12 protein-coding genes and 2 pseudogenes are annotated in these 15163 nt (G+C 36.4%); 5 read left to right on the top strand and 9 right to left on the bottom strand.

Annotated elements, in window-relative coordinates:
• Window positions 1–19 precede the first annotated feature (19 nt).
• The 4 genes and pseudogenes from smpB to EEI45_RS01065 all read right to left on the bottom strand — a co-directional run bounded on the left by smpB (window position 20) and on the right by EEI45_RS01065 (window position 3325).
• A pseudogene (gene smpB / locus EEI45_RS01050) lies at window positions 20–513 on the bottom strand (SsrA-binding protein SmpB).
• Window positions 434–2623 carry a ribonuclease R gene (rnr, locus tag EEI45_RS01055; RefSeq protein WP_125163794.1) on the bottom strand — a complete coding sequence of 730 codons (2190 nt, stop codon included), beginning with the start codon at window positions 2621–2623 and terminating at the stop codon, window positions 434–436. The pseudogene smpB and the gene rnr overlap by 80 nt, the downstream one beginning before the upstream one ends.
• A gap of 30 nt (window positions 2624–2653) precedes the next feature.
• On the bottom strand, window positions 2654–2881 hold the full coding sequence (gene secG / locus EEI45_RS01060; protein WP_125163795.1) for a preprotein translocase subunit SecG: 228 nt from the start codon (window positions 2879–2881) through the stop codon (window positions 2654–2656).
• A 237-nt stretch (window positions 2882–3118) separates the two neighbouring features.
• A complete protein-coding gene (locus tag EEI45_RS01065; RefSeq protein WP_013852454.1) occupies window positions 3119–3325 on the bottom strand; it encodes a helix-turn-helix domain-containing protein in 207 nt (68 codons plus the stop codon).
• 300 nt (window positions 3326–3625) lie between these two features.
• Between EEI45_RS01065 and EEI45_RS01070 the strand changes: the two genes are divergently transcribed.
• Both EEI45_RS01070 and nrdG read left to right on the top strand, forming a co-directional pair.
• Window positions 3626–5977: an anaerobic ribonucleoside triphosphate reductase gene (locus EEI45_RS01070; RefSeq protein ID WP_125163796.1), complete on the top strand. Its 2352-nt coding sequence runs from the start codon at window positions 3626–3628 to the stop codon at window positions 5975–5977.
• Complete coding sequence (nrdG, locus tag EEI45_RS01075; protein WP_125163797.1) at window positions 5967–6512, top strand: anaerobic ribonucleoside-triphosphate reductase activating protein; 546 nt, start codon at window positions 5967–5969, stop codon at window positions 6510–6512. Before EEI45_RS01070 ends, nrdG begins: the two co-directional genes overlap by 11 nt.
• A gap of 196 nt (window positions 6513–6708) precedes the next feature.
• On the opposite strand, the gene EEI45_RS01080 is transcribed toward nrdG, so the two are convergent.
• Complete coding sequence (locus tag EEI45_RS01080) at window positions 6709–7440, bottom strand: tyrosine-protein phosphatase (protein ID WP_125163798.1); 732 nt, start codon at window positions 7438–7440, stop codon at window positions 6709–6711.
• Between the two features lie 245 nt (window positions 7441–7685).
• Here EEI45_RS01080 and msrA point away from each other — a divergent pair, with 245 nt between their 5' ends.
• A complete protein-coding gene (gene msrA / locus EEI45_RS01085; protein WP_125163799.1) occupies window positions 7686–8219 on the top strand; it encodes a peptide-methionine (S)-S-oxide reductase MsrA in 534 nt (177 codons plus the stop codon).
• Window positions 8220–8598: 379 nt separating this feature from the next.
• On the opposite strand, the gene EEI45_RS01090 is transcribed toward msrA, so the two are convergent.
• Both EEI45_RS01090 and EEI45_RS08810 read right to left on the bottom strand, forming a co-directional pair.
• Complete coding sequence (locus EEI45_RS01090) at window positions 8599–9867, bottom strand: glucose-6-phosphate isomerase (protein WP_228410555.1); 1269 nt, start codon at window positions 9865–9867, stop codon at window positions 8599–8601.
• A 24-nt stretch (window positions 9868–9891) separates the two neighbouring features.
• Window positions 9892–10230, bottom strand: a pseudogene (locus EEI45_RS08810) (S1 RNA-binding domain-containing protein); the annotation flags it as partial.
• Between the two features lie 78 nt (window positions 10231–10308).
• Here EEI45_RS08810 and EEI45_RS01095 point away from each other — a divergent pair.
• Both EEI45_RS01095 and EEI45_RS01100 read left to right on the top strand, forming a co-directional pair.
• A complete protein-coding gene (locus EEI45_RS01095; protein ID WP_125163801.1) occupies window positions 10309–10773 on the top strand; it encodes a divergent PAP2 family protein in 465 nt (154 codons plus the stop codon).
• Window positions 10770–11009 carry a NifU family protein gene (locus tag EEI45_RS01100; RefSeq protein WP_125163802.1) on the top strand — a complete coding sequence of 80 codons (240 nt, stop codon included), beginning with the start codon at window positions 10770–10772 and terminating at the stop codon, window positions 11007–11009. The genes EEI45_RS01095 and EEI45_RS01100 overlap by 4 nt, the downstream gene beginning before the upstream one ends.
• A gap of 59 nt (window positions 11010–11068) precedes the next feature.
• Here the strand turns inward: EEI45_RS01100 and EEI45_RS01105 are convergent, their stop codons facing one another.
• Entirely contained in the window at window positions 11069–12874 is a 1806-nt protein-coding gene (locus EEI45_RS01105) for an ABC transporter ATP-binding protein (protein WP_125163803.1), read from the bottom strand.
• Window positions 12861–15026 carry an ABC transporter ATP-binding protein gene (locus EEI45_RS01110; protein ID WP_125163804.1) on the bottom strand — a complete coding sequence of 722 codons (2166 nt, stop codon included), beginning with the start codon at window positions 15024–15026 and terminating at the stop codon, window positions 12861–12863. The genes EEI45_RS01105 and EEI45_RS01110 overlap by 14 nt, the downstream gene beginning before the upstream one ends.
• Between the last annotated feature and the right edge of the window lie 137 nt (window positions 15027–15163).

Genomic DNA, 15163 nt, shown 5'->3' on the forward strand with positions numbered 1-15163 from the left:
AAAGAAGCATAAATGCTTCTTATCGTTTCATCGCTTTCTCAATGTCTCGTTTAATACTTCGTTCTTTTTCAACTTGGCGTTTGTCAAAGAGATGCTTCCCTTTTGCTGTCGCAATTTCAAGTTTAGCACGACCTCGTGATAAATGGAGATCTAACGGAACAATTGTGTACCCTTGAAGTTGTTGAGCTTTAACAAGTTTTCAATTTCATGTCGATGCAACAATAACTTACGCTCGCGGGTCTCATCATGATTAAATCGATTTCCTTGTTCAAACTGAGCGATATGCATTCCCTTAATATAGGCTTCACCGTTAACAATCGAGATAAAGGCATCTTTTAATTGAACCTTACCTTGTCGTACAGATTTAATTTCTGTACCTGTTAGAACAATACCCGCCTGATAACGATCTTCAATATAATATTCATGAAATGCTTTACGATTTTTTGCGACGACGGTCATTAATTCTTCGCCCCTTTCGCTTTTCTTTATATTTTGTTTCATTCGGACGTTCATTGCGCTTGAAACTGTCCTTGTTTGAGTTTGGTTTACGACGACTTATTTTCTTTTGACCGATGATCTCAAAATTAACAACATGTTCAAGCTCATCAACCGAAACAAGTTTTACTTTAAGTTTTTGACCAATTGAGTATGTTCTTCCAGTTCGCTCACCAATCATTTTTTGTGAAGGGCCATCAAAGGTATAAAAATCATCATTTAAATTTCTAACATGGATGAGTCCTTCGACTGTATTGGGGAGCTCCACAAAAATTCCAAAATTACTAATCCAGCTAATGAAACCAACATACTCTTCGCCAATTTTATTAGACATAAATTGAGCTTTTTTAATCTTCTCAACTTGACGTTCTGCATCTAAAATCGAGCGTTCTTTCTTCGACACATGCAAACCAGCTTCAATCGTAAACTGCTCATCTTTTTCTAATTTAGAAAAATCATGTTTAACAGCATATTGTTTGATTCGTTGGTGTAGTAATAAATCAGCGTAACGTCGTATTGGAGATGTAAAGTGAGTATAGTCTTCTAGGGCGAGACCAAAATGGCCAAGCGGTTCTTGACTGTACTTCGCTTTGGTCATCGAGCGCAACATAAGACGTGATACAACAGGATATTCTGGTTTCCCTTCAAAATACTTCAATGCTTTTTGAATTTCTTTAGGGCTTATCTCTTCTAAATTCCCTTTAAGGCGATAACCGAGAATACGAAGTGTATGACTTAACTCTTGCATCTTTTCACGGTCAGGTGCTTCATGGACACGGTATAATACTGGAATCGATTGATAACGGCAGTGTTGTGCCACAACCTCATTCGCAATAACCATAAAGGATTCAATCATCTCTTCTGCTTCACCACGTTCTCTTAAGAAAATATCCAATACATTTCCTTCGTGATCAATAACAAACTGACTTTCGGCGCTATCAAAACCAATTTGACCTGCTTGATTACGCTTGTATTGAAGACGTCGTGCACAATCGAGCATCATACTTACCATATCTTGAACTTCACCAAGATCGGGTGATGTATTTACCTCTTTATAGCTCATACGACGTTTGGAACAAATAACAGACTCATAAATGTTATAGTCAATAATTTCCCCTGCATAACTGATATCCATCTGACATGTCATCGTCAATCGATCGACGTTAGGATGAAGCGAACAAATACCGTTAGAAAGTTCTTTCGGCAACATTGGGACCACACGATCAACCATATAGACTGAGGAACTACGTTCATAGGCACTTCGATCTAAAGCAGTTTGAGGTTGAACATAATGGCCAACATCCGCAATATGGACATAGAGACGGTATCCACCGTTTAATGCCTCCATATAGATCGCATCATCCAAATCTTTCGCATCTTCACCATCAATCGTAATAACATATTGATCACGATGGTCCATACGATGTTTCGTTTCATTTTGATCAATTTCAGTCGGAACATTCTTCACTTCATCTAAAACTTCTTGTTTAAACTCATTATCAATGCCATAAACAAAAAGAACACTTAGAACATCCATTCCTGGTTCATCCGCTTGACCTAACACAGAAACAATCGCTACATGAATGCGCTCACCAACTGAAGTGATACGACCAATACAACGATCATTTTTCTTCAAATCATGATTCAATGGATCATACTCAACTTTAAATGTAATTTTGTTATCATAAGGAATAAAGAATAATTTTTTTCCATCTTTTTTCATCGTACCTAAAATTACATCACGGTTTCGTTTTAATGATTTAATCACAACGCCAAATCGTTTTTCATTGCTTTTAATTTCGAAGAGTACATCATCCATATCGAGCGCTCCATTAAAATCATCTTTCCCGATATAAAATGAATCACTTAGTGTTTCCGCAAACGCAAATGTTTCTCGGACAACACGAAAAGAACCAATACCATACTTCACATTATCAATATAGTACAGATTTTCACCATCCATGACAATCTCTTTCCCCAAAGACATTTCTTCAAGTACCTCATTAATTTCATCAACATTTAATTTTTTGTTTTCAACTACGCTCTCTATAAACGTACTTAACAACACTTGTTCTTTTAATGACTCCAACTGAGTCTTTACTGCTTCATAATTTTTATATTTACTCATAAAAATAAAAACCGCTTTAAGCGGTTTCTCCTATACTTGTGTTTTTAGGATAAACAAAACAAGAGCAAAGAATATAATTCCTGCACCCATTGTTAGATTAGAGATAACCTTCTCAGCACCACGTTCTTTTGTGTTCGAGAATAAGTCCAATCCTTTTCCGCCTGAGAAAGCGCCTGTAAATCCTTCTGATTTTCCACTTTGTAATAGAGATAAAACAATTATAACCGCAGATATGATTAGTAATAATACTTTTGCCATAATATCCAACCTTTTCTATCTTTTCTAGATTAATTTTAACAAATATTCATTCAAAATACAATTTATTCTTATATATACCAAAAACACCTTACATATATGTCAATCATTCTAACCGCTACATAAATAATATTATCCATATTATTAAACTATCCTTATATATATATAATAAAAACCAAGAGATCACCCTCTTGGTTTTAAATAAGTATCACGAATCGATAACCCCTCACCCATTCACCACTAGATATCATAAACAAACTCCAAGATATCGCGTGGTTGACACTTCAATTCTGTGCAGATGGCGTTCAAGGTTGAAAACCGAATCGCTTTGACACGAGAATTTTTTAATTTCGAAAGGTTCACTTCAGAAAGCCCTGTACGTTCCGACAACTCTTTTAGAGTCATTTTACGATCTGCCATGACCCGATCTAGTCTTACAATTATCACTTCGTCACCCCTATCTTTCTAATTTGATTATATCACACAATGATAATCATCATATATTTTCACGATTTTCATTTATACACTGTATAAGGCATTATAACCTAAAAAAAACAAGAAAAAACATGAATGTTTCTTGAATTAATAACGACTATCATTAAATATTATACGCTTTTACTTGTTAAGTAGTGTACTAATCGATTGCGACCCCATTTCATCTTGGCAAGATTTCTATCTAAATGTATGATAGATATACAAGATAATCATGGATAAAAGTCCGTGATCAAAATACTGTAGGAGGTAAAAATGGAAGGATTAGAACACCTAGAGGAAATCACGATACTAAAGCGTGATAATCAAAAAATGAAATTTAATGGCGAGAAAATTGCAATTGCAATCAAAAAAGGTTTTGATTCACTCGAATCAAATAAATATTCAAACGATGATGCAAACCACGTCTACATGGAGGTTTTAAAACAAATCGAAGAAATCGCAGTGCATGAAGACTATATTTCCATTGAACATATTCAAGACTTAATTGAACGTGAACTACTCCGTCAAAATTATACTGATGTTTACGAATCATTTTCCCAATATCGTAATCGTCGAAATGAATCACGAAAAATTTTCATCTCTAAACAGCATAAATTTTTGAAGGCAATTGAAAAATTAAACCAAAAAGAGGCCGTCGATGAAGATTCCAAGCGTGAGAATGCTAATGTTGATGGAAACAGTCCAATGGTGATGATGTTGCAGTTTGGCTCAACTGTTTCTAAAGAATTCGCAAAAGCTTATCAAATGAGTGAGGATTACTATGAAGCCCATGATGCTGGACAAATTCATATTCATGATATGGATTTCTTACCCATGGGAACAACAACCTGTAACCAAATTAATCTAGAACAACTCTTTGAGGATGGCTTTTCAACAGGACACGGACACTTACGCAAACCAAAGGATATCATTTCGTATGCCGCATTGGCCGCAATCGCAATTCAATCAAACCAAAATGACCAACATGGAGGACAAAGTATTCCTGCATTTGATTATTATATGGCTCCTGGTGTGCTTGCGACCTTTAAAAAACAATTCAAACAAAAGCTTTATGATTTTTTAGAAATAACAGAACACCTCGACGAAGTTGATTTTTCGAAAGTTATTAAGCATATTGACCAGCTGCCATCAATCACCGTTGACATCCAAGCGTTTGAACCCCTCATGAAAAAGAATGATGTCTTAATGAACTTGGTGGATAAGGCTTATGATAAGGCTCTAAGAACTACTGATCGTATTACATTCCAAGCAATGGAAGCATTTATCCACAACTTAAACACCATGCATTCTCGTGCAGGTGCTCAAGTTCCATTTAGTTCAATAAACTTTGGAACGGACATAACACCTGAAGGTAGAATGGTTATGGAAAACTACCTTAAAGCACTTGATAAGGGACTCGGTAAAGGGGAAACACCTATTTTCCCAATCTCCATCTTTAAAATTAAGGAAGGTGTCAACTACTATCCTGAAGATCCAAACTATGATTTGTTTAAACTTGCAATTAAAACATCCGCAAAACGTCTTTTCCCAAATTTCTCATTTATTGACTCACCATTTAATAAACAATATTACAAAGATGGTCGTTATGAAACTGAAATCACGTATATGGGCTGTCGTACACGTGTAATGGGAGATGTTACAGATCCAGAACACGAAGAAGTAACCGGTCGTGGTAACCTAAGCTTCACATCTATTAATCTTGTGAGACTTGGAATCAAGCATGGAATTCTGAATCATGACGAACCGGACTTTGATGGTTTCTATAAAGAACTTGAACACCTTATGGAACTTGTGAAAGATCAATTGCTTGAGCGTTTCGAAATTCAATGCAGTAAATCCGTATCGAATTTTAAATTTTTATTGGGTCAAGGGGTTTGGAAAAATTCAAAAGATCTTAAGCCTAAAGACAACCTACGTAAAGTATTAAAACACGGTTCACTTGCATTTGGATTTATCGGTCTTGCAGAATGTCTAAAAGCGTTAACGGGTGCACATCATGGTGAAAGTCCTGAGTCCCAACGTATTGGACTTGAAATCGTTGGATTTATGCGTGATTTAGCCGATAAATACACTGAAGAAGAACAACTTAACTTCTCACTCATTGCAACTCCAGCCGAAGGTTTATCAGGTCGATTTGTTGGTATTGATCGTTCAATTTTCGGATCAATTCCAGAAGTTACTGACCGTACATACTATACCAATTCATTCCATGTTCCTGTTTATTATGATATTTCTATCAAAGATAAATTGGCAATTGAAGCACCTTACCACGCACTCACAAATGGTGGTCATATCACTTATGTAGAGCTTGATGGGGACACGACCCAAAATCTTGAAGCATTTGAAGAAGTCGTGCGTATGATGCATGACAACGAAATTGGATATGGTGCAATCAACCATCCCGTTGATCGCGATCCAATCTGCGGTTATACAGGAATCATTAACGAAGAATGTCCAAGTTGTGGACGACTTGAAAACGACGGTGATTATGGATTTGAACGCATCCGTCGGATTACCGGGTATCTTGTTGGGACTCTAGATCGCTTTAATGATGCAAAACGTTCTGAAGAACACGACCGAGTTAAACATCGCTATGAAAATTAGATTGGCTTCATTTATTTCAGACTCCATTGTGGACGTTGAAGGGATACGCTCTGTAGTTTTTACACAGGGCTGTCCTCACAACTGTCCTGGATGCCATAATCAAAGGTCCATTCCTTTCGATGGTGGTGAGCTTATTGAAGTTGACGAAGTGATTCAACAAATTCTTCGAGCTGATTTAAAACGAGTGACCTTTTCAGGTGGTGAACCCTTTGTCCAGGCTGAACAACTTTATTTCATTACGAAAAGACTAAAAGAAGAAGGCTACAACTTATGGTCATACAGCGGTTACACCTTTGAAGCACTCTTACGTCATCGAGATCCTTTTGTACAAAAATTTCTTTCACAATTAGACATTCTCATTGACGGACGCTTTTTAATAAAAAAGAAAAACCTCGCTGCGCTGTTCAGAGGTTCTACAAACCAACGAATTATTGATGTTCAAGCATCACTCCAAAAAGGTGAGGCCATTATCGCCGAAAAATACCGTGATGAATTCTCAGAAAAAACTGAACGGGTTAACGATATCTTTATATAAAGAAAGCACCTTAGCGAACTAAGGTGCTTCTTTTATATTAAGGGGAAAGAATTCTGTATGAATATTATTATTGTTGTTATTCATAAGGGGATATGAATATTTTGGAGAAGAGGTTCATACAGGTAAGATTTTTTCTTACACCTAGAGTATACAAAATAATTGTGTTATTGATACTCTAAAACTATGTTAGATTATGTTATCGCTCAGTGTAACGATCGCGCATCGCTGCAAGTTTATCAGCATCCAATCCATACTCTTCTTCGAAATAGGATTCGTATGATCCATATTTTTCAAGGATAGCTGAAAGTGCACTCTTTAAATAGCCCGGCTTAATAATGAGTCCTGGAACTTTATATAGTAATGTTTCCACAGTACGTCCTTCTTTAAGACGACGCACTTCGTTTTCAAAGATTGCGTCATAAGCTTCCATAGAAAGCATGTAATCATAAATAATTGCATCTTCATGCATACCGAGCGCTAATTGGATTAATGCAGTTGCGACACCGGTGCGATCTTTTCCAGCAGTACAATTATGTAAGTAAGGAACAGCATTGTCTTCCTGTAACACTTTAAAAACATTTTGATATGCAGGATTTGAAAAAGGTAATTTTTCGTAAAACTCAATCATACTTTCGGAAGATAAAACAGTATACGGAACACTTGGATCTTCTTCAAACCCTCCAAGATGTAATGATGCGGAAATATCATGAACATTCTTTGCAAGTCCTTCTTTACGTTCATCCTTATCCAACTCTGTTGGTTCTCTAAAATCATGTAAATTTTGAATGTTTAATGTTTTAACGTAAGCACGATCCGCTTCTGTCAAATCACGATATGAACCAGAACGATAGAAAATACCCGTCTTAATTTTTCGGCCATCTTTTGTCGGGTAACCACCAAAATCTCTAAAATTTATTAATTCACTCATAGTAATTCCTCCATTTAAGCATTGTATCATAAATCACGTTTTAACGTAAAATTAACAATTCCTTCATCATATTATAACGATTATACACTATATTATTAAATAGAGCACACGCTCATAGAATACAATCGACTCCATGATCGTATTCTATCCCAGCATAGACCACTGGGTTTAAGGCACTTCAAAGTGCCTTTTGCTTTAGAAATACACTGGAGTTATGGTATCTTTTAACCATAGGAGGTACTACAATGAGAAATCCATATACACGAGAATTACGAACAATATTTGTAGCCGGTGGCTGTTTCTGGGGAGTTCAAGAATATTATAAGCGGTTAAAAGGAATTGAGAATACTGCTGTGGGTTATGCAAACAGTAATCAAGAAGACATTTCATATCGTGATGTTTGTTCAGGTAACACAGGGGCCGTAGAAGCTGTAATGATTCAATACAATCATGCAGTCATCTCTCTTGATGCAATCGTCGATCACCTTTTTCGAATTATCGATCCTACCAGCCTCAACAAACAAGGTAATGATATCGGGACACAATACCGTACTGGAATCTATTTTGAACACGAGAGCGATCACGAACATCTTGAATCCCTATTAATTGCATATCAAGAGCGATATTCAAAACCACTTGCAGTTGAAGTGCTTCCACTTTTAAACTTCACAAGGTCTGAAGAAGAGCATCAAGATTATCTAGAAATGAATCCTGGTGGATATTGTCACATTGACTTTTCACGTGCTAAGAAAACTGAGTTAAAAGAACAACAACATTGATAACGTGTTTTAGATTGAATTTGTGGAAGTTTATTATTAATTTCACATATTTGTGCTGTTCGTGTTTAACACGATACAAATAGAGGCTGATTGTGTCTGAATTCATGTTTTTGTTGATTCTCATAATAAATCCTACTATATAATATTCTTGTGAATTAGATTTTGATTTAATTCAGTATGATATCATCTTTGGTAGGATGATTGATTCTAATACTCAAATCGTTTAATCTCATCTAAGTTATCGATTAAACACAACTTCCTTTTTCAACAAAAGGTTTAATTAAGGCAATTGTGCCTGTCCTTAATCAAAAAATTCCCTTCAACTTCAATTCGAATGGAATCATAAATAATAAAAAACCACCAGATTGGTGGTTTTTTATTATTTACCTAAAAGCTTAAACATGTTTTTCTTATAAACTTCAACACCGGGTTGATCAAATGGATTCACATCCAACATATACACCGACATTGCAAGTGCTTTAAAGAAGAAGTACATCGCATAACCTAAGTTCTCTTCATTGGCTTTATCAATATGAATAAGAACATTGGGCACACCACCTGTTACTTCATGTGCCTCTAAAGTTCCTTCGAATGCTTTCTCATTAATCCAGTGCAAACTCTTACCAGCCAAATAATTCATTTGGTCTAAGTCATCTTTTTCAGTCGGAACGACCATATCAGCAATAGGTTTATCCACAAGAACAACAGTCTCGAATAAAACTTTATTCCCGTCTTGAACAAATTGCCCCATTGAATGAAGGTCGGTTGAGAAGTTTACACTTGCAGGTAACAAGCCTTTTCCATCTTTTCCTTCTGATTCTCCAAAAAGTTGTTTCCACCACTCCGCAAGAAACACAAGGTGTGATTCATAACTAACAAACATTTCCACTGATTTCCCTTGCTTCTCAAGCATACGACGTACAACAGCGTATACATATGCAGGGTTGGCAGATAAATCAGGATTATTTAACTCAAATGTTGCCTTCTTAACACCAGCCATAAACTTATCAATATCTAAGCCAGCTGCTGCCATTGGTAATAATCCCACAGGTGTAATAACTGAGAAACGACCCCCAATATCATCTGGGATTACAAACGATTCATATCCCTTGGCATCTGCTTGGGGTTTTAAAAGTCCTCGTTCTTTGTCCGTTGTTGCATAGATACGTTTAGAAGCATCTGCGCCATATTTCTCTTCCATAAATTGGCGAATCATTCTAAATGCTAATGCTGTTTCGGTTGTAGTACCGGATTTGGAAATTACATTACATGCAACTTCTTTATCTTTAATATAGTCTAAAATACGAACTACAGAAGTTGATGAGAATGTATTCCCAACATAAATAATCTCTAAATCATTTTTTGGGAAAGGCCCTTGAATCATTTCAATCGCCGCACGACTTCCCAAATAAGAACCGCCAATTCCACAGACAAGTAAAACGTCAGCTTGATCTTGAATGCGTTTTGCACATTCTTTAATACGTGCAAACTCTTCAACATCATAGCGTTCTGCCCAATCAAGCCAACCCAGGTAATCATTACCTTTACCGCTTCGTGAATGAATCATTTCATGAATACGACTCACATCGTCTTGATAACTTAATACATCTTCTTCTAATAAAGCATGTTTTAAATCTACTCTAATCATTGGATTCTCCTTTTCCGATAACCACTGAGGCATCATATCCGCAAGCGTTTCAAAGCCAATGGAATCACTTGGGACTAAAGGTCTCTTGTGATCTTTTGACTGACGATCTTTACGTGAAGAGTAATTCAATGCTTTCAACGAGAGTCGTAATTGATGTGGTCCTTCACTCACATCAATTATTTTCGCAATGATACGTTCACCTTGGCTCACAAATTGGCGAATATCACGCACAAAATCATCTGAAATTTCAGATATGTGAATTAATCCAGTTGTATTTTCATCGATTGAGACAAAGGCTCCATAAGGCTGAATTCCTGTAATGGTCCCCTCAACAATCTGTCCGTTCATATACATTCTTTTCATAAATCTCTACCTCAATAACATTGTTATTATAACACAGTATCTAATGTATGATATAATAACTTCCGAAGAGGTGACCACATGAGCGATAATTTTTACCCCATTGTTTCTGCACTTGTTGCAAATATTTTAGCTCAAGTTCTAAAACCATTTTTCCACTATTTAAAAACAGGCGAAAAGAACTTAAGTATGATTTTTGAAAGTGGTGGCTTTCCAAGTTCCCATACCGCTCTTGTTATTGGTTTAACACTTGCACTTGGATACCAATCTGGCTTTTCTTCGCAATATTTCTTTATTTCACTTGTCTTTTCATTAACAGTGATTTATGATGCTGCGAATGTACGCTATTACGCCGGACAAAACATTAAAATTACCAAACAATTAATTCAGGATATTGAAGTCTTAACACAAACAACATTAGAGAATCCAATTTATAGACAAAAAATAAAAGAAGTCCTCGGCCATAAATGGGTTGAAGTCGTTGGTGGCTTTTTACTAGGCTTTATTACTGCTTCACTACTCTACTTTATGAGGATACCATCATGACCCTAGAAGAACGCATTATTGAATCTCTCGATAAAATACGTCCCTACATCCAACGTGATGGCGGTGACATGGAGTTTGTCAGTGTTGATGAGCACGGTGTTGTTACCGTTAAACTCCTCGGTGCTTGTATCGGCTGTGGATTAATCGATTATACTTTAAAAGGCGGTGTTGAAGCCTTACTCATGGATGAAATTCCTGAAGTTACCGGCGTTATTGCCCAAAATTATTTTGAATGAGAACTAACGTTCTCATTTTTGCATTCGCATCTCCAATAAAAAAGACTAGGGAAAATTCCCTAGTCTTCTTCTGAAAATTGACTGTTGTAAAGTGTTGCATAGAATCCATTTTGAGCAAGTAACTCATCATGACTTCCCTTTTCAACAATATCCCCTTTATCCATCACAAGGATTAAATCAGCGTTTCGAATTGTTGATAGACGGTGCGCAATAATAAAACTTGTGCGTCCTTCCATTAAAACATCCAATGCTTTTTGAATCAGAACCTCTGTACGTGTATCTACGGAACTGGTAGCCTCATCAAGGATGAGGATTTTTGGATCCGCAAGAATCGCACGTGCAATCGTTAAGAGTTGTTTTTGTCCTTGAGAGATATTGGTCGTTTCTTCATTAAGAACAGTTTGATAGCCTTCTGGTAGTGTACGCACAAAGTAATCAACCTGAGCCTTCATAGCTGCCTCGTGGACTTCTTCATCCGTTGCATCCAATTTACCATAGCGAATATTTTCATTTATGGTATCGCTATACAACCAAGTATCTTGAAGAACCATCCCAATTAAATTATGAAGATCCTCACGTTTAAGATCACGAATATCATGATCATCAACCTTAATCGATCCGGAAGTTACGTCATAGAATCTCATCAAAAGTTTAACAATCGTTGTCTTTCCAGCGCCCGTTGGACCTACAATCGCAATCTTTTGACCTGGCTTAACGTCGGCACTGAAATTATTAATAATCGTTACATCTGGATCATATCCAAAATTAACATTTTCAAAGAAAACATGACCTTCTACCTTACTTACATCAATAACGGTATCTGCATCTTCAACTTCTTCAGGTTCTTCTAAATAGTTAAAGACACGTTCCGCAGCAGCAAGAGATTGTTGGAACGTAGAAGATAAGTTACCCAATTGCGCAATCGGGTTCATAAAACTTCTCATATATTGAATGAAAGACTGAATATCCCCTACACTAATAATTCCGACGGAAGCAAAATAACCACCAAGAATACTTACCACAACATAACCGAAGTTCCCAACAAAGTTCATAATTGGGTGAATCATCCCGGAAAAGAAACTACTCTTCCAAGCGGCATCGTAAAGATTATTATTGTGATCATCAAATTCTGCAATTGACCGTGCTTCACCATTGTATGCTTTCACAACAACATGGCTTCCATACATTTCTTCAATATGACCATTAAGGGATCCTAGATATTTTTGTTGATTTCTAAAGAACACTTGTGATTTCGACATAATGAAGAAGATAAGTCCAAAGGAGAGTGGTAAGACCAATAATGCCGCTAAGGTCATTTGCCAGTTAATCGAGAACATCATGTAGAGAATCCCTACAATCGTCGTGATAGATGTAATAACTTGAGTAATACTGCTTGTTAAGTTCTGATCGATGACATCGATGTCATTGGTAACAAGGGAGAGCACTTCCCCTGTTGTCGTTCCATCAAAATATTTTAACGGTAGTTTCTCGATTTTTTCATGCATACGTTTACGAAGGTTGTATGTTAAGTCACGTGATACACGTGCCATAATCCACCCTTGAATATAACTAAAGAGTAAACTTGCAAGATAGATACCAAGTAGCCATAACACGATTCCTTTGATTTTATCAAAATCAACCGAGCCAACTCCCTGTACTTTCGCCATTAATCCCTCAAATAAAACGGTCGTTGCTTGACCCATTACTTTTGGACCCACAATCGCGAAGATTGTGGATAACAACGCAAAGATAATCACAACAATCATTTTTACACTGTATGGTTTAATGAGTGCAATCATTTTTTTAAGAACTGCTTTAGAATTTTCTGGTTTCGAAGGTTTTACTGAAGCTTTATTTTGATTCATAGTTTAATTCCTCCTCCGATAGTTGTGATGATGCGATTTCATAGTAAGTTGAACAGGTTTTCAATAACTCGTTATGAGTTCCCTTACCAACAATTCGTCCCTCATCTAAAACGATTATTTGGTCTGCATCCATAATTGTGTTGACACGTTGGGCAACAATAAGCAGGGTCGCATGATTTAAGTTTTCATGAATTGATTTACGTAGAAGTTGATCTGTTTTAAAGTCTAAAGCTGAGAAGCTGTCATCAAAAATAAAGATTGATGCATCTTTTACAAGTGCTCTCGCAATACTTAGACGTTGTTTTTGACCACCTGATACGTTTGTACCACCTTGGGCAATTTCATAATCAAGTCCATCTTTTTTATCAAGGATGAAATTTGCTTGCGCAATTTCAAGTGCCTTCGTTACTTCTTCATCTGTTGCATCTTCTTTACCGTAGACAAGATTTGATTTTGCGGTCCCTGTAAGAAGCACACCTTTTTGAGGTACATATCCGATTTCTTCACGTAAATCATGGGTTGATACATCTTTAACATCGACTCCATTTACCTTAACGGTACCCGAAGTGACATCATAGAATCGTGGTACTAGGTTAATTAAGGTAGATTTACCGGATCCGGTTGAACCGATAAATGCAGTTGTCTCTCCTGGTTTTGCCACGAAGTTTATATCATGAAGTACATATTCATCCGCATCACCATATTTAAAGTCTACATTCTCAAATTCAACGAGTCCACGTTCTGAAGCGTTAAATGTTTTTGCTTCAATTGGCTCATGAATTGTATTTTCTGTATTAAGCAATTCATTAATACGATTCAATGATACAACAGCACGTGGTACAAAAATAAACATCATTGCGATCATTAAAAATGACATAATAATTTGCATTGAATATTGCATGAACGCCATCATATCCCCAATTTGAAGGATTCCTTCAGAGATTTGATGTGAACCAAACCAAATGATGGCAAGCATTGTCGCATTCATAAGGAAGTTCATCAGCGGCATCATCAATGACATCACACGGTTGATGAAGCGCGCAAGATCAGCACGTTCCGAGTTTGCTTTATCAAAGCGTTTATTTTCAAAATCTTTGTTTCCAAATGCACGAATAACCATAACACCACTTAGATTTTCTCTAAAAACTAAGTTCAATCGATCTACAAATTTTTGCATAACCTTAAACTTAGGTACCGCCACAAAGTAAATAACAACTAAAAATGCGAGGAGGGCAGCACATGTTACGACGATAATCCATGTCATCGATGTATCTCGTTGAGAAATCATAATAATTCCACCAATTGCCATAATTGGCGCATAGAAGAACATCCGAATTCCCATTGTTATCATCTGTTGAACTTGTGTTACATCATTGACAGTTCGAACGACCATCGATGATGATGAAAACTTATCAAACTCTTCCAAAGAAAAGCTTTGAACTTTCTCAAAAATTTCTGTACGGAGATTTTTAGAAAAACCAGATCCGATTTTAGCAGATACGAATGCTACCGCAATGGTTGCATTCATACCGATAATCGTAATTCCGATCATTCCGCCACCTTTTTTTAAGATATATTGATTTTGCATTGTTGGAATGTCTTTTCCGAGTTCTTCATAGAACATTTTCGCGAAAACGACACCCGTTTGTTCTTTCAAACTGTCTTCCATCCCGGCAGCCTTTTCATATGCTAATGCTTTGGTTGCAGGATCCATGTATTGAAACATTGGTGTTAAAGCATACATTTGTTTGATGTCAAAATCATCTGTGATTTGACCACTCAATGCAGGCATTTCTGAGCCTGAACCTTCGCCAAGATTCATTAAGGTCCAAACACTCTCACCTACAAGAATATCTGTTGCTTCGCGATCAATATTTTGTTTAATAACATATCGATCACCACTCATCTCATATGATGATGAGAATGCTTTACCTTGTTCTTGTGGCAATATCGCTACAATTAAGTCATGACCATCTTTGCTTATTTCATCGGGACTTGCATGTTCAACACCATTTTGTTGAATACCAACATTAACGATATGAGACATGTAATTTGGTAACTTCAAATCCGCGAAAGCTTGGACAAACAAGAACGCAATTGAAATGAGTATTGCACCTAAGAATGGTTTTAAATTTTTTAGGACTCGTTTCATATACTAACCTCTTTCTTATCTATGCATATCTTAGCACATCAAAGTTTAGGTTATTTTATTAAACCCTCACATTAAAGATGTTTCAAAAATATTACATATTGTAGTTCACTATCGATATAATGAACAATGTTCATTTA

The organism is Erysipelothrix piscisicarius (genome assembly GCF_003931795.1).
Lineage (GTDB): Bacteria > Bacillota_I > Bacilli_A > Erysipelotrichales > Erysipelotrichaceae > Erysipelothrix > Erysipelothrix piscisicarius.